Origin of the sequence: Arthrobacter sp. PGP41 (assembly GCF_002953935.1) — a bacterium.
Classification (GTDB): Bacteria; Actinomycetota; Actinomycetes; order Actinomycetales; family Micrococcaceae; genus Arthrobacter.
The window spans coordinates 2,849,332-2,868,371 of the sequence record NZ_CP026514.1 but is presented as its reverse complement, the minus strand read 5'-3'; the positions used below and the strand labels follow the sequence as shown (position 1 = coordinate 2,868,371).

At 65.1% G+C, this 19,040-nt stretch carries 12 protein-coding genes; 7 read left to right on the top strand and 5 right to left on the bottom strand.

Annotated features, from left to right (window positions below; translation table 11 throughout):
- Positions 1 to 35: 35 nt before the first annotated feature.
- Positions 36 to 2,774, top strand: a complete 2,739-nt coding sequence (gene secA, locus C3B78_RS13045) for a preprotein translocase subunit SecA (RefSeq protein ID WP_104998448.1) — start codon at positions 36 to 38, stop codon at positions 2,772 to 2,774.
- A gap of 96 nt (positions 2,775 to 2,870) precedes the next feature.
- Here the strand turns inward: secA and C3B78_RS20080 are convergent, their stop codons facing one another.
- Positions 2,871 to 3,383: an Rv3235 family protein gene (locus C3B78_RS20080; protein WP_234005389.1), complete on the bottom strand. Its 513-nt coding sequence runs from the start codon at positions 3,381 to 3,383 to the stop codon at positions 2,871 to 2,873.
- Positions 3,384 to 3,471: 88 nt separating this feature from the next.
- Positions 3,472 to 4,404, bottom strand: coding sequence for a LysM peptidoglycan-binding domain-containing protein (locus C3B78_RS13035; RefSeq protein ID WP_104998447.1), 933 nt, complete (start codon positions 4,402 to 4,404; stop codon positions 3,472 to 3,474).
- Positions 4,405 to 4,502: 98 nt separating this feature from the next.
- On the opposite strand from C3B78_RS13035, the gene C3B78_RS13030 reads away from it, so the two are divergent.
- On the top strand, positions 4,503 to 5,072 hold the full coding sequence (locus tag C3B78_RS13030) for a hypothetical protein (protein ID WP_104999780.1): 570 nt from the start codon (positions 4,503 to 4,505) through the stop codon (positions 5,070 to 5,072).
- Positions 5,073 to 5,109: 37 nt separating this feature from the next.
- Here the strand turns inward: C3B78_RS13030 and C3B78_RS13025 are convergent, their stop codons facing one another.
- The gene (locus C3B78_RS13025) at positions 5,110 to 5,325 is read right to left on the bottom strand and encodes a helix-turn-helix domain-containing protein (RefSeq protein WP_045729765.1); all 216 of its coding nucleotides are present in this window, start codon (positions 5,323 to 5,325) and stop codon (positions 5,110 to 5,112) included.
- A 152-nt stretch (positions 5,326 to 5,477) separates the two neighbouring features.
- Between C3B78_RS13025 and C3B78_RS13020 the strand changes: the two genes are divergently transcribed.
- From C3B78_RS13020 to C3B78_RS13005, 4 genes are read left to right on the top strand one after another with little or no spacing between them, the layout of a single operon-like run.
- Complete coding sequence (locus C3B78_RS13020) at positions 5,478 to 6,122, top strand: hypothetical protein (protein WP_104998446.1); 645 nt, start codon at positions 5,478 to 5,480, stop codon at positions 6,120 to 6,122.
- Positions 6,119 to 7,429, top strand: a complete 1,311-nt coding sequence (locus tag C3B78_RS13015; RefSeq protein ID WP_104998445.1) for an AAA family ATPase — start codon at positions 6,119 to 6,121, stop codon at positions 7,427 to 7,429. The genes C3B78_RS13020 and C3B78_RS13015 overlap by 4 nt, the downstream gene beginning before the upstream one ends.
- A gap of 57 nt (positions 7,430 to 7,486) precedes the next feature.
- Complete coding sequence (locus C3B78_RS13010; protein WP_104998444.1) at positions 7,487 to 12,340, top strand: NAD-glutamate dehydrogenase; 4,854 nt, start codon at positions 7,487 to 7,489, stop codon at positions 12,338 to 12,340.
- Positions 12,341 to 12,367: 27 nt separating this feature from the next.
- Positions 12,368 to 13,834: a sensor histidine kinase gene (locus C3B78_RS13005; protein WP_104998443.1), complete on the top strand. Its 1,467-nt coding sequence runs from the start codon at positions 12,368 to 12,370 to the stop codon at positions 13,832 to 13,834.
- 123 nt (positions 13,835 to 13,957) lie between these two features.
- Here C3B78_RS13005 and C3B78_RS13000 read toward each other — a convergent pair whose 3' ends face one another.
- The gene (locus tag C3B78_RS13000) at positions 13,958 to 14,206 is read right to left on the bottom strand and encodes a WhiB family transcriptional regulator (protein ID WP_015937605.1); all 249 of its coding nucleotides are present in this window, start codon (positions 14,204 to 14,206) and stop codon (positions 13,958 to 13,960) included.
- A gap of 341 nt (positions 14,207 to 14,547) precedes the next feature.
- On the opposite strand from C3B78_RS13000, the gene C3B78_RS12995 reads away from it, so the two are divergent.
- Positions 14,548 to 14,925 (top strand): hypothetical protein, encoded by a 378-nt coding sequence (locus tag C3B78_RS12995; protein WP_396136724.1) that lies wholly within the window; start codon positions 14,548 to 14,550, stop codon positions 14,923 to 14,925.
- 21 nt (positions 14,926 to 14,946) lie between these two features.
- On the opposite strand, the gene C3B78_RS12990 is transcribed toward C3B78_RS12995, so the two are convergent.
- Positions 14,947 to 19,008 carry an FtsK/SpoIIIE domain-containing protein gene (locus tag C3B78_RS12990; RefSeq protein ID WP_104998442.1) on the bottom strand — a complete coding sequence of 1,354 codons (4,062 nt, stop codon included), beginning with the start codon at positions 19,006 to 19,008 and terminating at the stop codon, positions 14,947 to 14,949.
- Positions 19,009 to 19,040 lie beyond the last annotated feature (32 nt).

Genomic DNA, 19,040 nt, shown 5'->3' with positions numbered 1-19,040 from the left:
AGAATTCGGCGGCATGAGACTGGGAGCATCTTCACGTGGCATCACTTATCGAAAAACTTCTCCGCACCGGTGACAAAAAAACACTCCGGCAACTGCGGAACTATGCCGACTCCATTAATGCCCTGGAAGATTCCTTCAAGACCTTCACCGATGCCGAACTCCGGGAAGAAACCGCCCGGCTCCGCGAACGCCACCAGGACGGCGAGAAGCTGGACGACCTCCTCCCCGAGGCTTTTGCCGCAGTCCGCGAAGCTTCGTCACGGACCTTGGGGATGCGCCACTTCGATGTCCAGTTGATGGGTGGTGCCGCCCTGCACCTGGGCAACATCGCGGAAATGAAGACCGGTGAAGGCAAGACCCTGGTGGCGACCGCTCCCGCCTACCTGAACGCGCTGACCGGCAAGGGTGTCCACGTGGTTACCGTGAATGACTACCTCGCCGAATACCAGTCCGACCTCATGGGCCGTGTCTACCGCTTCCTGGGCCTGACCAGCGGGTGCATCCTGGCCAACCAGGACCCTGCCGTCCGGCGCCAGCAGTACGCCGCGGACATCACGTACGGAACCAACAACGAGTTCGGATTCGACTATCTCCGCGACAACATGGCGTGGGACAGGAACGAGCTCGTCCAGCGCGGGCACAACTTCGCCATCGTTGACGAGGTGGACTCGATCCTCATCGATGAGGCGCGTACCCCGCTGATTATCTCCGGCCCCGCGCAGGGGGACACCAACCGCTGGTACAGCGAATTCGCCAAAGTGGTCCTCCGGCTGCAGCCGGAGAAGGATTACGAGGTGGACGAGAAAAAGCGCACCGTCGGCGTCCTGGAGAGCGGCATCGAAAAGGTGGAGGACTACCTCGGTATCCAGAACCTGTACGAGTCTGCGAACACACCCCTCATCGGGTTCCTTAACAACGCCATCAAGGCCAAGGAACTGTTCAAGCGGGACAAGGACTACGTCATCCTGGACGGCGAAGTGCTGATCGTAGACGAGCACACCGGCCGCATCCTGGCCGGCCGGCGCTACAACGAGGGCATGCACCAGGCGATCGAGGCCAAGGAAGGCGTCGAGATCAAGGCTGAGAACCAGACCCTGGCCACCGTGACGCTGCAGAACTACTTCCGCATGTACGGCAAGCTCTCGGGCATGACCGGCACCGCCGAAACCGAGGCAGCCGAGTTCATGAGCACCTACAAGCTGGGCGTAGTGGCCATTCCCACCAACCGGGACATGCAGCGCATCGACCAGCCGGACCTCGTCTACAAGAATGAAACGGTCAAGTTCGACGCCGTGGTGCGGGACATTGCCGAACGCCACGAAAAGGGCCAGCCCGTCCTGGTGGGCACCACCAGCGTTGAAAAGAGCGAATACCTCTCCCGGCTCCTTGCGAAGGAGGGCATCCGCCACGAGGTCCTGAACGCGAAGAACCATGCACGCGAAGCCGCCATCGTGGCCCAGGCGGGTCGAAAGGGTGCCGTCACGGTGGCAACCAACATGGCCGGCCGCGGTACCGACATCATGCTCGGCGGCAACGCTGAGTTCACCGCTGTGGCCGAGCTCGCAAAGCGCGGACTGGACCCTGAAGAGAACTCCGAGGAGTACGAGTCCCAGTGGCCGGCCGCCCTTGAGGCTGCCAAGCAGTCCGTCAAGGACGAACATGAGGAAGTCCTGGACCTCGGCGGACTCTACGTCCTCGGCACCGAGCGCCACGAATCACGCCGCATCGATAACCAGCTCCGCGGACGTTCCGGCCGCCAGGGCGATCCCGGCGAGTCCCGGTTCTACCTGTCGTTGACCGATGACCTTATGCGGCTCTTCAACTCAGGGGCTGCGGAACGGCTCATGAACAGCTCCGTGCCCGACGACGTCGCGCTGGAATCGAAGCTGGTGTCCCGGGCAATCGCCTCCGCCCAGGGGCAGGTTGAGGGCCGCAACGCCGAACAGCGCAAGAACGTCCTGAAGTACGACGACGTCCTCAACCGTCAGCGTGAAGCGATCTACAGCGACAGGCGCCGGATTCTCGAAGGCGACGACCTGCATGAGAAAGTGCAGTTCTTCGTCGAGGACACCATTACCGCTTTCATCGACGCCGCAACGGCCGAAGGTAACGGTGACGACTGGGACTACAACCAGCTCTGGACCAACCTCAAGACGCTCTACCCTGTCAGCGTTACTCCGGAAGAGATCATCGAGGAAGCCGGCGGGAAGTCCAGGCTCACCGTTGAGTTCCTGAAGGAGGAGTTGTTGTCCGACGCGCGGCTGGTGTACCAGGCGCGTGAGGAAGCAATCGGCTCCGAAAGCATGCGGGAACTTGAACGCAGGGTGGTCCTCTCCGTCATTGGACGGAAGTGGCAGGAACACCTGTACGAGATGGACTACCTCAAAGAGGGCATTGGCCTGCGCGCCATGGCACAGCGTGATCCCCTCGTGGAGTACCAGCGTGAGGGCTTCATCCTGTTCCAGAGCATGATGGAAGCCATCCGGGAAGAGAGCGTCGGTTTCCTGTTCAATCTTGAAGTGGAAGTCACGCCTGCCCAGGACGTGGTGGTGGCAGATGCCCAGGGCGGACACACCGAGCATGTTGAACCGCAGGTACGGGCCGCCGGTCTGGAAGCACCGGAAAAGCCTGCCCAGCTGCAGTACACGGCTCCGAGCGAAACCGGTGAAACGCAGACCAGGGTAGAGACCCGTTCCTCCGGCCGTTCCGGAAATCCGGCCAAGGCGGCCGCGCAGGATGCGGCCAGGCGCTCCGCAAAGAAGAAGCGCCGCTGACCGCTGGCGGACCTGCAGGCGGCAGTGCCAGGCAATGCAGTGAGTGTAGGGCCGGGAACAAGGGTTCCCGGCCCTGCTGCCTTTTCCGCTGCGTCTTCAACCAATGATAAGTTCAGTCACCCGCCACACCTGTTTGCTTTGCTCAAGCCGGACGGCAACAGCACGGGCACGGACGTCGTCCACCACCACTGCGCTGGCCTCGTAAATGCCGTCGGCGACCTCGCAGACCCGGACCGACCTGACAGTTGAGTTGCGATGGAGCTTTGCCAGGGCCGGATTGCCCGTCCGCGTGAGCTCGCGCCGGATAAGGGCGGCGCGGTGCTGTAGTGCCGCCAGGCAGCGGGGGTCAAGGCGCCGGGCGAGCTGATGGATCGGCCGGATCCCCGCGAGTACCTCCATGGCTGCCTGCACCGTGGTGCGGGTGATCGCGCGGACCTCTGCCATCTCGTCGGCGGGATGCAAAGGCGCGGGAGTTCCGTGGCGGCTCGGAGCCAACGATGGTGTAGTTGCCCGGCGCGGCGGCGCATGGCCTGCCTCTGTTCCCGGGGCTGCACCTTGGCCCGCCCTGCTTGTTGTCCGGTCCGTGCGTATCGTTGTTACTGCACTCATTGGTTCCCCTTGGTTGGATGGCCGGTCAGTTGGACGGCGGATGGGATCGGGCTAAGGACTGTTGACGGATCGACGGGAGCGGACCTGGCTATTTGCGGGCGTGTGAAGGTGGCTGAAGAATCTGTCCCGGGAGCAGCACGTCAGGGTTCTGTCCGATGAGTGCCAGGTTGGCCTGGTACCAGCGGGGCCACTGAAGCGCGACGTCCAGGTCCGAAGCGCCGTGTCCCAGATGACGGGCAGCGATGTCCCACAGGGTGTCTCCCGCCTGGACGGTGACGCCTTCAAGCCCCGCAGCCGCCGCTTCCTGGGGGACCCGGGTGGCAGGAGCCGCAAGCATGCCAGGGTTCACCACCGGCGGGACAGGTTGCCAGCCAGGGTGGACGGGTGTTGATGTCGCCCTAGCTTCGACGACAACGGGTTCCGTCCCTGTATGGACGGGCGCCACGTTGCCGGCAGGTGCTTCTTTCCCGGGTCGGGTCCCTGCACCGGACAGCGCCTCCGTGCCGGCCGGCGGGGACTGAACTGAAACCGGGGCTGTCGCCGTGGCGTAGCTGGCGGGCGCCGAGGTTGAATGGCCTTGCGTGGGTGCCCACGCCGGGCCGGGTGCCGGCACCGAGGCGTGGGCAACGGGTCCGGACAGGAGTTGAACGGACAACGCGGCAAGCATCAGCCGCTGCATGAATGCGGGGGAAAGCTTCCGGCTGGCGGCTGCAGCCCTGGTCCTGCCGGTCCTGGCAAGGAAGGCTGTTGCTGCCGCGCACGCCAGCGACAGGAACCACCAGGCCACAATGCCCGCTCCTGCCATGCCTGCCGCGGCGGCCAGAAGCTCCTCGACGCCGGGCTGTTGCTGCCGCGCGGACGAATCCTTCCACTGTGCCATCAGCCCCGAACCGACGAGGCATAGCAAAAGACCCAACAGGAGAGCAGCTGCCGCTGCCACAGCGTCGGCGGACAACCGCAGTGCAGCGTACCTCACCGCAAAGTCCCTGTTTGATGCAGTTTGATGCTGTTTGGTTCGCATAAGCACAGTTTGATCCTAGCTGTGCAGGTTTGTCCATACGCTGGAAAGAATTACTTGCTGCATTGACCGGCCGCCCGGCGCGGTCCTACGCTGGCGCAATGCGCTGGGATGCACTCTTCAATGACATGGAAAGCCAGTTCGCCGAAGCGGAGCGGCTTTCCATGGACGCCGAGATCAACGAACGGGCCCGGGCGGAGATGGTGGACGTCGGGCTCGCGGACCGGCTCCGCGGCGCCTTGGGATGCCGCCTCGCCGTGCATCTCGCATGTGGCGAGGTTGCCCGCGGCGCACTGAGCCACGCGGGCGCTGATGCCCTGGTGCTCGATGAGGAGCGGCACCAGGTCCTGGTCCCGTATGCCGCCGCTGTACGTTATGTGGGCTTGGGCAGGTTATCAGTCACTGAACCCTCGTCGGTGCGCAGGGCGCTGGGACTTGCGCACGCGTTGCGCGCCCTGGCGCGGGACCGTGCGGAGTTGGCGGTGACATTGGGGCATGGCGCCGGGGCGGTGAGGCTGGCCGGTGTCATCGACCGGGTGGGGAAGGACTACCTGGACCTGGCGACGTTCACTCCGGGGGAGGTGCGCCGCAGCAGCCAGGTCGGACAGGTGTCAGTCATCCCGTTTGCGGGGTTGGCGGCCATCAGGTCACGGCGGACTGCCGATTTTTAGCCGGCGGTACTGTTGCCGCCGAAGTCCCGGACGGAGCTCAGACTGACTTGGACTTTGATTCCTGGATCATCCGGCTGGCCTCGGCGTAGCGCTCCTCGATGTACTGCTCCAGCATCTTTTCTTCAACCCGCCATTGCCCCCGGCCGCCCACCTGGATGGCCTTCAGTTCTCCGCTGCGGACCAGCGCGTACGCGGCCGGCGAGTTGATCTGAAGCTGCTCGGCGACATCTGCAAGCGTTAGGAACCTTGGCATGCCTCCATTTTGCCATCGAACGGGGCATCATGCTGCTGTTATCCACAGATTGGCCCTGTTTGGCATCGTGACTTTCGTTCCAGCGCCCCGGCGGTAACAATGAGGGTGTTTGGACACGGCGAGCAGGGCTGGCGCATAGGGGGAGAATTATCTTGGTTCCTGATTCATCTGCCACGGCGGCAAGGTTGAAGCGGCCATCATGGAAGGACCCCCGCTTGCTGGTGGGTGTCCTTCTGGTCCTGGTGTCCGTGGCGGGTGTTGTGTTGCTTGTTGGCAATGCGGACCGGACCACCGAGGTATATGCGGCCCGTGACGGCATTGCGGTAGGGGAAAGGCTGACCCGGGACAACGTCGTGCGCGCAAAGGTGCGCCTGGGCGGGACGGAAGCGCAGTACATTACGGCCGAATCAGGTCTCCCCGAAGGCGTGGTGGCGGTCCAGCGCATCGGCAAGGACCAACTGGTGCCCCGCGCAAGCCTTGGCACAGTCGACGAACTCGACCGGAAACCGGTAGCCCTCACCATCGAGGAAACCCTCCCGGCGCAGGCCGTCGCCGGTGCGAGGGTTGACGTTTGGGTTGCACAGCCGGACGCCCGCAACGGATTCAGCGAACCGAAGCTCCTTCTCCCCGGTGCTGAGATCGCGGAAGTAACCGCAGGCTCCACCGCCTTGGGATCGTCAAAAACCACCGTCCTGATGGTGCTGGTAGAGGACGGCCAGATGCCGGCTCTTCTGGGAGCCCAGGCCAACGAAGCGAAAATCTCCGTGGTCTGGAACCCGGGCGGCGGTGCCAGGTGAGCATCCCGGTAGTTACCGTCGGCCAGAGCCGGGATGATCTGGTGGGCGGGCTCGAGCGCCTGCACGGACCGGTCACGGTGGTCAGGAGGTGCGCGGAACTTCCTGAACTTCTGGCGGCGTGCCAAAGTGGCCTGGCCAGGGCTGCGATTGTGGCGGACGGGTCCGAGGGGCTGACTTCGTCCCTCGTGGACAGGCTCGCGGCCGTTGGCGTGGCAATCATCGCCCTGACTGACAGCGCCGACGAAGCCGCCCGGCTGCGGTCAATAGGGGTTGCGTCAGCGCTGACCGGCGTGGAGTCGGCTGCGCTCTCCGACAGGATTGCGGAGGCGGTAGCCCAACTCGCAGGGCCGGGACCCGGTGGTCTCGCCCGGAGAAGCGGACCGGCTGACCCCGGCGCTGCCCTGAAGCTCGACCAGGCAGAGCCGTGCCCGGGCCCGGACGAACCGGGCCCGGGCAGGATCATCGCGGTCTGGGGACCGGCCGGAGCTCCCGGGCGGACCACCGTGGCTGCAAACATAGCGGGGGAGTTGGCGGCGGAAGGTAAGGCCGTTCTCCTTGTTGACGCCGACAGTTACGGCGCCAGCATAGCGGCCGTCCTGGGCCTCCTCGATGAGTCGGCTGGCCTTGCACAGGCGTGCAGGCTCGCGGACCAGGGACTGCTGGACGTGGAGGCGCTCGAGAAGATTGCCGCACCAGTGGCAACCAAAGCAGGCACTTTCAGGGTGCTTACCGGTATTACCCGGGCGGACCGCTGGACGGAGCTCAGGGCGTCCGCCCTTGCGCTGGTCCTCGAACGCGCCCGGCAGATTGCCGAAATCGTGGTGGTGGACGCCGGGTTCTGCCTTGAAGCGGATGAAGAACTCAGTTTCGACACGCTCGCACCGCGGCGGAACGCGGCTACGCTGCGGTCGCTTGAGCTGGCTGACACACTCTACGCCGTGGGCACCGCGGACCCGGTTGGAGTGCCGAGGCTGGTCCGTGGCCTCGCCGAGCTCGAGGTAGCCGTTCCCCAGGCATCACCCATTGTTGTGATGAACCGGGTACGCGCCTCGTCGGTAGGCAGGGGGCCGGAGCGGCAGCTGAAGGATGCCTGGGAACGGTACGGTCCCGCATCTGAGCTGAAGGCTTTCCTCCCCTACGATGTGTCAGCGGCGGATGCCGCACTGTTGGGCGGGTCCCTGCTGCTGGAGGTTGCACCAGATTCGCCCCTCCGCCAGGCCATCCGCAATTTGGTTTGTGCACCCGACCAGCAAAATCGTAGATCTCCTGTCTTTTCTTCCACAGCACGACGCCGGGCGAAGGACTAGGCTCGCCATAAGAGCTGCAATGGGGCAGCAAATATCTTGTGATGGAGGCGTTTGTCGATGTCGTCTGGATCCAGCGTGGAGGATCAGCCCCTTTCTCTTGAAGGCGATGAGGGCTTCATTGGGGATTACTACCAGCATCTCGCCGAAGAGGACGCGCGAACGTACCCCCGGGACGTGCTGGTTGCGCGCGCCGATCATCACCGGGAGATCGCTTCCGTCCGGCGGCCTGGCCAGGCGAAGGTCGCCATCCTGGACGAGGAAGACAGCAGCGTGGTCTTCGTTGTAACAGATGACATGCCCTTCCTGGTGGACTCGGTCAACGCCGAACTCGTTCGGCAGCATGCCGCCATCAAACTGGTTATGCACCCCCTCTTCGTGGCTACCCGGAACAGGGACAGCGGCGAGCTCACCAAGGTCAGCAGGGTCCCGGCGCACATCGGGATTTCAAGCGGCGACACGGCCGCCATGCCCAACCTGTCCCACCTCATTGCCCAGGGCGAGAACGCCTCGCACATGGAGTCCTGGATCGCCGTCGAGATCAACCGCGTCTCGGAAGAAGCGAAAGCCGCCCTTCTGGAGGGCCTTAAACGGGTCCTGAAGGATGTCCGCGCCGCAGTGGAAGACTGGCCAAAGATGCGCCAGAAGGCAATCCAAATCGCGGAAAGCCTTGACCAGACAGCCAACCCCTCCCAAATCGCCGAACTGCGGCAGGCGCAGGACCTCCTTCGCTGGCTCGACGACGGGAACTTCACGTTTTTGGGCTACCGGGAATACGACCTGGTCAACGTTGACGGGGAAGATGTCCTGGAGCTCCGTGAAGACAGCGGCCTCGGGCTTTTGCGGCCTTCCACCGACTCGCCCCACATCCAGCACCTGACGGACACCGGCCGGAAGAAGGCGCGGGAAAAACGCGCACTGGTCATCACGAAGGCAAACTCCCGCTCCACCGTCCACCGCTCGGCCTACCTGGACTACATCGGTGTGAAGAGCTTTGACGCCGCGGGGAATGTCAACGGCGAGCGCCGCTTTATTGGCCTCCTGGCAACCAGCGCCTACACCGGCTCGGTCCGGAATATTCCGATTGTGCGCGAGAAGGTTGACGCGGTGCTTCGAAGCGCCGGCTTTCCCCCGGACTCCCACTCCGGCAAGGACCTGCTGGGCATCCTGGAAACATATCCCAGGGACGAACTTTTCCAGATTGAGGTCCCGGACCTGGCTGCCACCGCCCTCGGCATCCAGAAACTGCAGGAGCGCCGGCGCACCCGGCTGTTCCTCCGGCCGGACATCTACGGCCGGTTCATGTCCGCCGTCGTCTATCTTCCAAGGGACAGGTACACCACGAACGTCCGGCTCCGCATCGAGCAGGAACTCCGCGAAACGTTCCAGGCCGTCTCCATCGATTATGAAGCCCGCATGACGGAGTCGGCTCTGGCCCGCCTGTTCTTCCGCATCCGGCTGCCCAAGAACGCGGACGTCAGCAACGTCAATACGGAAGAGCTGGAAAAGCGCCTTGTGCGGGCTGCCCGCTCCTGGAGCGAGGGGATCGCGGAGGTCCTGCGCGAGGGGCGGGACGTCGCGGAGGCGAAGGAGCTTGCCGCCATATGGTCGGAAGCGTTTCCCGCCAGCTACCGGGTGGATTATGAAGTCGAGGACGCCCTCGAGGACATCGCCCGGTTCGAAAAGTATGGTGCCGCCGCGGAACGGGCTGAAGGTACTGTCCAGGAGCGGCCCGGCGTCCACGTCTATCTCCCGGAAGGCGCGGGGGCAACGCTGGAGGAGGACGCCCGGGTCAAGCTCTACATGCTGGAGCCCAAGAGCCTTAGCCAAATCCTGCCGTACTTCCACAACCTCGGACTGGAGGTCCTGGACGAGCGGCCCTTCGAAATCGAAACTTCGGACCGCCGCGACTTCTTCCTGTATGACCTTGGGCTGAAGTACCCGGCAAAGGTGGACCCGGTCTCCACCGGTCAGCTCCTGGCAGAGTCTTTCGGCGCTGCAGTGACGGGTGCAGCGGAGTCGGACAGCTTCGACCGGCTGGTGCTGCGCGAGGGGCTGCAGTGGCGGAAGATCACCGTGCTGCGGGCCTACGCGCGGTACATGCGCCAGATGGGCAACACCAACTCCTTCGGCTTCATGGCGGACACCCTGCTGGCCAACCCCCGCGTGACCAAGGGGTTGATGGCGCTCTTCGCCGCGCGTTTCGATCCTTCCCTCAGCGACGAAGAGCGCGCCGAGGCCCAGGCGTCCGCGCGCAGGGACCTGGACGCGTCCATTGAAAAGGTGGAAACGCTCGACGCCGACAGGGTCCTTCGCACCTTCGTCAACCTGATCGAGGCGACCCTTCGGACCAACTACTACCAGAAGAAGCCTCACCTGAGTTTCAAACTCGATCCGGCACGGCTCGAAGGCCTGCCGTTCCCGCGCCCCATGTTCGAGATCTGGGTCTATGCGCCGCGGGTGGAGGGGGTCCACCTCCGCTTCGGCAAGGTGGCACGCGGCGGGCTTCGCTGGTCCGACCGCCGCGAGGATTTCCGCACCGAGATCCTTGGGCTGGTGAAAGCGCAGACGGTGAAGAATGCCGTCATCGTGCCTACGGGTGCGAAGGGCGGCTTCTTTGCCAAGCAGCTTCCGGATCCCACCCTTGACCGCGCTGCCTGGATGGCGGAAGGGATCGAAAGCTACAAGACCTTCATCAGGGGCCTGCTGGACATCACCGACAACCTCCTCACCGAGGGCGACAGCGAAAGGCTTGTGCCGCCGTCGGACGTTGTAAGGCACGACGACGACGATTCCTACCTCGTGGTGGCTGCCGACAAGGGCACCGCGACGTTCTCCGACATCGCCAACGGGCTCGCTGCCGAGTACGGTTTCTGGCTCGGGGACGCGTTCGCGTCCGGCGGGTCCGTGGGGTACGACCACAAGGCGATGGGCATTACCGCGCGGGGCGCGTGGGAGTCGGTGAAACGCCACTTCAGCGAACTCGACCTGGACACCCAGGCCCAGCCGTTCACCGTGGTGGGCGTGGGGGACATGTCCGGGGACGTCTTCGGAAACGGCATGCTGTTGTCCCGCCACATCCGCCTCCTTGCTGCCTTCGACCACCGCCACATCTTCCTCGACCCCAACCCGGACGAGGAAGCCTCGTTCGTCGAGCGGCAGCGTTTGTTCGAGCTGCCGAGGTCCTCGTGGGATGACTACAACAAGTCGCTCATCAGTGAAGGCGGCGGAGTCTTCGCCCGGCAGGCCAAGTCGATTCCGGTTTCGCCCCAGGTGCGCTCTGCGCTGGGACTGCCGGCCGAAACCACCGAACTCAGCCCGCCGGAGCTCCTCCGCGCAGTCCTCCTGGCCCCCGCCGACCTGCTCTACAACGGCGGCATCGGGACCTACGTCAAAGCGAGCACCGAGACCAATGCCTCGGTGGGGGACAAGGCCAACGACGCGATCCGGGTGGACGGCCGGGACCTGCGCGTCAAGGTGGTGGGCGAAGGCGGAAACCTCGGCATGACGCAGCGCGGCCGCATTGAAGCAGCGCTGCAGGGTGTCATCCTCAACACGGACGCCATCGACAACTCCGCCGGGGTGGACTGCTCCGACCACGAAGTCAACATCAAGATCTTCGTGGACCGGATGGTGGCCGCCGGAAAACTGTCGGCGGAAGAACGCGCCGGCTTCCTGGCATCGATGACCGACGAAGTGGGCCGGCTGGTTCTTGAAGACAACATCGACCAGAACATCCTGCTGCTGAACGACCGGACCAGGGTGGCCGAGTGGAGCCCAAGCTACGAACGGCTGATGGACTGGCTCGAAAAGAGGGCCGACCTGAAACGGGACCTTGAGGCACTTCCCTCTACCGAAGCACTCCGGGAGCGGCTGCAGCAGGGGCAGGGGCTGACATCGCCGGAACTGTCGGTGCTCGCCGCGTATGCCAAGATCGAGCTGGCGACCGCACTGCGGGAAAGCGACCTGGCGGACGACCCCTGGTTCCGGCAGACGCTGCGCGCCTACTTCCCGGCGCAGCTGCGGGAGCGTTTTGACGCTGAACTGGACACCCACCCGCTGCGGCGCGAGATCATTGCCACGGTGGTTGCCAACGACATGATTAACCTCGGCGGCATCACGTTCGCTTTCCGGGTGATGGAGGAAACATCGGCGAGCGAAGCAGCGGTGGCGAAGGCGTTCGTGGCCCTGCGGGAGATCTACGAGCTGGACCTCATGGTGGGGGAGCTGAACAGCCTGCCGGCGTCCTTCCCCACCGAGCACTGGAGTGCCGTCCACCTGGACATCCGGCGGCTGCTTGACCGTGCAGTCCGCTGGCTCCTGGGCCAGGGCACGGTATCCCGGCCGATAGCCGACGTCGTATCGGAGTTCAAGCCCGTGATGGAGCCGATGCGGGCCCACCTGCTGGACTACCTGCGGGGTGACGACCGGGAACGGGTGGCAGGCTGGCTGGAGACGGCGCGGGAATGGGAACTGCCGGAGGGCCTCGCCCTGCGATGGGCGGAGCTTTTCGAGAGCTTCGTACTGCTGGACATTGCCAAGATTGCGCATGTGCGCAAGGACCCCGTGAACGAAATCGCGGCCGTCTACTACACCGTCTTCAACCGGTTCCACGCGGACTCGCTGCTGGAACGGATCAGCAGCCTGCCCCGGCAGGACAGGTGGCAGGCGCTAGCCCGGGCGGCCCTGCGGGATGACCTGTACTCCACCATCTCGGACATGACGACCGCGGTGCTGGACGCCACCGCTGCCAGCGACTCGCCGGAGGCCCGCCTGAAGGACTGGGAGGCTCAGAATGCCGAGCAGCTAAGCAGGGCCAAGTCCATGTTCGACGAGGTCAATTCACTCGAGGCCGACGATATGGCGTCACTGTCGGTAGCATTGAGGCTCTTGAGGTCAATCGTTCGACGCTAGCGAATCGGCGTCGCAAATGGAGGTGCAGTGGCAATCTTTACGGACCCCATCAGGGAACATGCTGATTTTGGGCCGGGCGATGCCGAGTGGCTGCACCTCCTGGTGGGGGACTGGCAGATGGTCGCGGACCTGGCGTTCGCCGACCTTGCACTGTGGTTCCCACACCCGGACCACGGATACGTGGCGCTGGCGCACGTCCGGCCCTCCACCACGCACACGGTGTTCCACGGCGACTTCGTGGGCGAGGGCATCCGGTCCGACCTGCAGCCGCTCGTGGACAAGGCCTGGAGCAGCCGTTCCATCGAACGCTCCAGCGAAACCAACTGGAGCAGCGACATGGCCCTGCGGGTGGAGGCGGTCCCCATGGTCCGCAACGGGCGCACCCTTGCCGTGGTCACCACGCACATGGACCTCTCCAGCTCGCGGATGCCGTCGCGGCTTGAGCTGACGTACCGCCAGTGCGCGTATGACCTGCTGCGGATGGGCACGCTGGGGCTCTGGCCGGACTTCGCGTCGCCTACGGGCTCCCGGCGCGGTGCGCCGCGTGTGGGGGACGGGCTGATCAGGCTGGATGCAGAAGGCATTGTGCAGTACGCCAGTCCCAATGGTGTCTCTGCCTTCAGGCGGCTGGGTGACGGGGAGTCACTTGAGGGCCGGTCCCTGGCGGAGGTGACCGCCAGCCTGCTGAAGGACCGCCGCATGGTGGATGAGACGCTGCCCCTCGTGGTGACCGGCCGGATGCCGTGGCGCAGTGAGATCGAGTCCCGGGGCGTGAGCCTGTCCCTGCGCGCGATTCCGCTCCGCGACGAGCAGCAGCGCTTCGGCGCGCTGGTCCTGTGCCGCGATGTGTCCGAGCTTCGCCGGCGTGAAATGGAGCTTGTTACCAAGGACGCGACCATCCGGGAGATCCACCACCGGGTCAAGAACAATCTCCAGACCGTCGCGGCGCTGCTGCGCATGCAGTCCCGGCGGATGGTCAGCGACGAAGCGAAACAGGGGCTTGAGCAGGCGATGCGCCGGGTGGCCACCATCGCGCTGGTCCACGAGACCCTGTCCCAGGGCCTTACCCAAAGCGTGGATTTTGATGAGCTCATCGGACGGCAGTTCCGACTTTCCGCGGAAGTCGCCTCACCTTCACAGCAGGTCAGGACGGAACGCTCCGGCACCTTTGGCGAGCTGCCCAGCGACCTCGCCACCCCGCTGGCCCTGGTCATCAACGAACTGGTAACCAATGCCGTGGAGCACGGACTGGAGGGGCGGGCTGGGACGGTCTCGCTGATCGCTGACCGGTCGGACGGAGATGACGGAGAGGAGCTCACCGTCACCATTGCCGACGACGGCGTGGGCCTTCCGGACACACCTCACGTTGAGGGGCTTGGGCTCCAGATCGTGCGGACCCTGGTGACGAGCGAACTGGGCGGGACCATCCAGTGGCGGCCACGGGAGGGTGGCGGCACCGCCGTCGAGATCCGGCTCAGCCTTGCCGGGAAGTAGGTTCGGAGCACGGCAGCCTTCGCGGGAGCCGGCCTTGCCCAGGAGGAACAACTGAAACAGCCCCGGCTGCAGCCTTGGAAGGCTGCAGCCGGGGCTGTTTGAACTTGGGGACTTTCGGTGGGATCAGGAAGCGCGGCGGGCGCGGGCAGCGCGGCGCTTCAGCGCCCGGCGCTCGTCTTCGCTCATGCCGCCCCAGACGCCGGCGTCCTGGCCGGACTCGAGGGCCCACTGCAGGCAGGTGTCCACAACGGGGCACCGGCGGCAGACGCTTTTTGCTTCCTCGATCTGCAGGAGGGCAGGCCCGGTGTTCCCGACGGGGAAGAAGAGTTCGGGGTCCTTTTCGAGGCACGCTGCGCGGTTACGCCAATCCATGCTGATCAGTTGCTCCATTTCTGGGAAGAGCCCTTGTGAAATTATTCACTAGTAGCTACAAAGGAAAAGGGCCCGGCAGGGCCCCCTTGGTCATCTGAATCAAGCCTGTCATGTTAACGCTGTGTAAACAAGGGGTAATAACGCTTGATATCCCCGGAAAGCTGAGCGATACATCACACCGGCGCCGCTGGCCCTCACCACTGTCCGACTATGTCCGGTAGGGTGCCAGTGTGTCAAGACCCCCGGTAAATCCAGCAGAGTCCCCTTCACCCGCCGAGGACCCCGGTCAGGACCGCAGCGGCCAGGATGGTGGAGGCCCGAGCGCCCGGCCCGGCGCGGCGATTGTGGTGGCTCTGGTGGTGGCCGCGGAGGCTACTGCCCTCCTGGTCGCGGCGGGGTGGTACGGCTACCAATTGGTGGCGGGGAGTCCTGTCCTGTCCTTCTGGGGAGCAGTATTCACCCTTGTGCTCCTGCTTGCTTTCTCCGCCTGGCTGTATGCGGTGGCCGTCTTCCTGAACCGCGGCTACCGCTGGACCCGGGCTGCGGCCCTTGTAGCGCAGCTGTTCGTTCTGACCATCGGATTTCCTACTCTGGGCAGCGGCCTCCTGCTTGCTGGGCTGGCAATGCTGGTTCCGGCCATCACAGCCATCGTGCTCCTGTTCCACAGCAAGGTGATCAGCTACGCCTCACGCACCGGTGGAGGCACGCCGGCGCTTTAGCCGGTTCTGCTGCCGGTCCTGTTATTCGGTCCCCGCCCAGGCCACCTGGACAGCGGCGGTCCGCCCCCGGGATATCAACATCCCCCTGCCCGCAGGCGGATTCGGCTCGATGTCGAAGCGGACCCCGAACAGGTCGCCCTCCGATGCGGACCGCGGAGACAGCAGGAGTCCCTTTCCGGCGGCCCGGCAATCCATTACCAGCGGAACTCGCTGAAGCAGCAACGGGCTGTAATTTGCCGTGAGGACCACTGGGTGGCCGAGAGCGTGCAACTCGGACAGGTCGCGTAAGGCGCCGGCAGGCAAGAGGTCAATGTCGTCCGCCAACAGCACCGCTGTCCTTGGCAGTTCCCCCGCTTTGGCCCTGGCCAGCGAACACTTCCAGAACTCCTCCGGGTCCATGCCGCCGTCGGGGCAGGTCCAGTGGCCCGCGGGGTTAAGTGCCTGCAGGATTCGCAGGACGTTCGTCTTCCCGGTACCTGTTCCCCCGAGCACCGCGAAGACGCCGCCAGCCGGAATCCGCATGGTGACAGGCTGCAGCTCGTCCCCGCCGACGCCCAGCAGCAGGTCCCGCGGCTGGGCATGGGCGGCGTTCCGGCGTGATCCCTGCCCGTTCGCAAGCGGCGCTTCGCTAACAGTCGCCCCGACGTCGTCCATCCTGGCAGCCAACGCCATAACCTCCGAGATTGACACCATGGAGGGCAGCGGCTCAACACGGAAAGGCCGGGTCCCCGCCGTAACGATGTGGGCCGGGCTGGTGCCGCCATGCGCGGCACTGGCCGCAGCGGGTTCGAAGAGCTGGCAGACGGCCGCGGTCCCGCCGACGATCGGCCCGAGTGCCACGCCCCTGCCTTTGACCGCGGCCGTGGAGGGCATCTTTGGCCATGCGATTCGGCTGTCCTCGTTGGAGCCTGCGGGGAAGTAGATGCGGTTGGGAAGTGATCCGCAGAACCTGGCCGTAACGAGTTCCCTCTCGCCGGAGATGAGCACCGTGATTCCGGCGTGGGCGCCGTCGCGGACCAGATCCTGGACAAGGTCTTCGGCCCAGGCCAGCGGTCCTGCCCGAAAAGCCGATACCCAGGCCCCCCAGCCGGAGATGACAAGGACCAGCGGAACGTGGCGGTCAGCCCGACTCAGGCGGCTGGCCAGTTCCTGGGCCAGCCGTTCAAGTATGCGGACGGCACGCCGCAGCTCGTGCAGCCCTGCGTGTGCTCCCGTCCGGGTGTGTGCTGCCAGGCCGAGGAAGGTTCCGCCGGCGTCCAGGAAGTAGCAGTGTGATTCGGTTGCATGGCCAGCCACTTCCCGGGCGGCCAGGTCAAGGGCCTCCGCGGCGCCGGACGCCGGGCCTCCGACAAATGCGAGGTGGCTGACTTTTGCGGGGTCCCACAACAGCGGCACGACCTCTTGGCGGTCGGGCAAGTCCACCAAGCCCAGCTCAATGGTCCACTGGCTGGTCCCGTCCTTCGCCGTTGCCTCGGCGGTCACGCCGCCAGGGGATATTTTCTGTTCGGGTCGGGCGAGCTTCCGGGGCAGCGGAGGGGCAACCGGCGGCCGAGGTGATGCCCCACCCTGTGAGGCCCATAGACTTCGAACCATCGAGACGAGGGAGGCTGCTGCTTCTGCCGGCGTCCGGTCAGCGGTGCCGGCGGGTGCAGTGGTGTTTTCGCGCATCGCCTTCAAATATTCCGTGGTGAGGTGTACCTCTGTTTCTTCCAATGCTGTGGCACGGCGCGCTTGTCCCGTTGCTGCCGCCTGGAATTCCTCCGGCTCTTCCATGCCGCGGGCAATAAAGGCACGCCCCGGAGTGTCCAGCCGGATCCCGGCTGCCGCCGCTGTCCTGATGATGTCGTGGGACTCCATCTCGGACTGGACGCGAAGCGCGATGCTGGATGTGACGTTGGCACGGATATCGGCGGTCAGCGCTCCCTGGGGACGCTGGGTAGCCATGACGAGGTGCAGGCCGAGCGAGCGCCCGATGGAAGCGATCCTCATGAGTTCGCGGAGCACCTCTGGAGCGTCGTCCACGAGCATCCGAAACTCGTCGATGACTATGACCAGATGGGGGAGGGGACGACTTCGGCCTGCACGTTTGGAACGGTAGGCGGCGAGGTCCGGAACCTGGGCAGCGGCGAGGGTTTCCTCCCGGACCCTGATTTCCGCCCGGAGTGATGCGAGGGTCCGCTCGAGTTCGTGGGTGGCCAGGTCGGTCAGGATGCCGACGCAGTGGACCAGGCCCGCCAACGGACCAAGGCCTGATCCGCCTTTGAAATCGACAAAGAGGAAATTGACCCTGTCCGGAGGATGGGTGAGCGCCAGCGCCAGCGCCAGGTTTCGGAGCAGTTCCGATTTGCCCGAGCCTGTGGTTCCCGCCACCAATAGGTGCGGACCGTCAGCCAGCAGGTCCAGGTTTTGCGGCCCTGTTGCTCCAACTCCCAGCGGAACGCCTAAACCGTGGGTGCGGGTGCTCGCATCCCAGCGGGCAGCTGTGTCCTCGGGAGAGAGCCGCAGCAGTTCGTCCAGTGTGCATGCGGGAGGAACCCCTTGTCCTTGTCCTTCCACTCGCCTCGGCAAGGCCGCCGCCTGCCGGCAGAAGTTGCTGAACACGTCCTCGGGTGCCAGGTCCGGGACGAAGGCAATGCGGCGCCGCGTTTCCCGCAGGAATGACTGCCGCTCGGCGAGTTCCACGTCGGGGATACCCGGAACTGTGTCAGGCACGCAAAACTGGATCACTTGCCACCCCAACCGCGCTGCCTCTTCCCGTAGTCCGCCCCCGTCCATGAGTGACGCGTCGATGGACAGGAGGACGCCATGCGCAAACGTGGATCCAAAGCCCTCCGCCAGTGCCCGCAGTCCGGCTTCCGGGGACGCTGCGAGGGTCACGGCGGGAAGAAAGCGGGCAGCGAGCGGCAGAGTGTCCAGCGGGCCGCAGATGATGATGCGGGTCCTGTTGCCACGCGGGTAGCCTGTCAACTGCATGACCAGCGACCTGATCATCGCCTCCGCAACGGTCCGGGGCCCACGGAACGTGGTGTTGGGGGGACCCGGATCCAGCAATACGGGGACTTCCCCGGCTGACGGGACAGCGCGGGGCGCGGCCCCCGGCTCGACTTTCAGATTGGCTTCCTGGGGCGCTTGCCCAAGGCGAAGCCACACCCTGCCGTTTCCCTCGTCGCGGAAAGCCGCAACCTGCCCATGGCGGGCAGCCAGCACCAGCAGCGGGAGGGAGGGGCCTGCCCGCTGCCGCCGCTTCCGGTCCTCCTCCACTGCCGACTGGATCCGTCGCGCGAACTCGCGCCCCTGGCGGCGGCCCGCCGCCAGCGGGATGAGTACGGAGACTGCCGAGACGGCCGCGAAACCAAGGAACATCCACATTCCTGAAAGAACCGCGAGTCCTATGCCGATGGCCAGTGGGAGAACTGCGGTGAGCAGAAGGATCCCGCGACTGCCGGAGTCGGTGCGGCCCGTGACGGTGAGGGGCTCCTTAACTGACGTGCCGGCGTCGGCCAGTGCCTTGTCAGGCAGGTCCAGGAAGACGAGCGACATTGCCGTATTGCCGCAGCGGATAGTGGAGTCCGTGGTAACGCCCGCATGGCGTACCCTCCCGCCGTCGACATAGGTGCCGTTGGCACTATCCAGATCGACGATCATGATGTCCTTTTCGGTGACCACCAGGCGGGCATGCTCGCGGGAGAGCTCAGGATCGGGAACCACGATGCGGGTATTGCTTCTGCCTATCGTGTAGGTGCCACGCCGCAGGGGGACCAGGATGCCTGCGCCGGCCCCGGTGTGCACAGCCAGCGCGATGGGAGCAGCGGGATCGGAGGCCGGGCTCCTCGGCCTTCTTCGGCTGGAGGGCTGGCTGCCGCCGTCGACCAGGACGGCGCCATCCACGAGGGGTGCTGTGCCGAGGCTCATGGAACACAGGTCATCCCCGCCGATAGAGACGGCCCCCGTGCCGAACCTCTCCACCAGCCGGGCGTGGATCGTTGCGCCGGAAGTGCCAGGAGATGCCGTTATGGAAAGTTCCAGGGGCGGCCGGGCATGCAGCGCCTGGGGGCCGCGGACCAGTGTGCAGTGGAGTGTCATGGGCGTGAATCCTTTGGTGCCTTTGGGTCCAC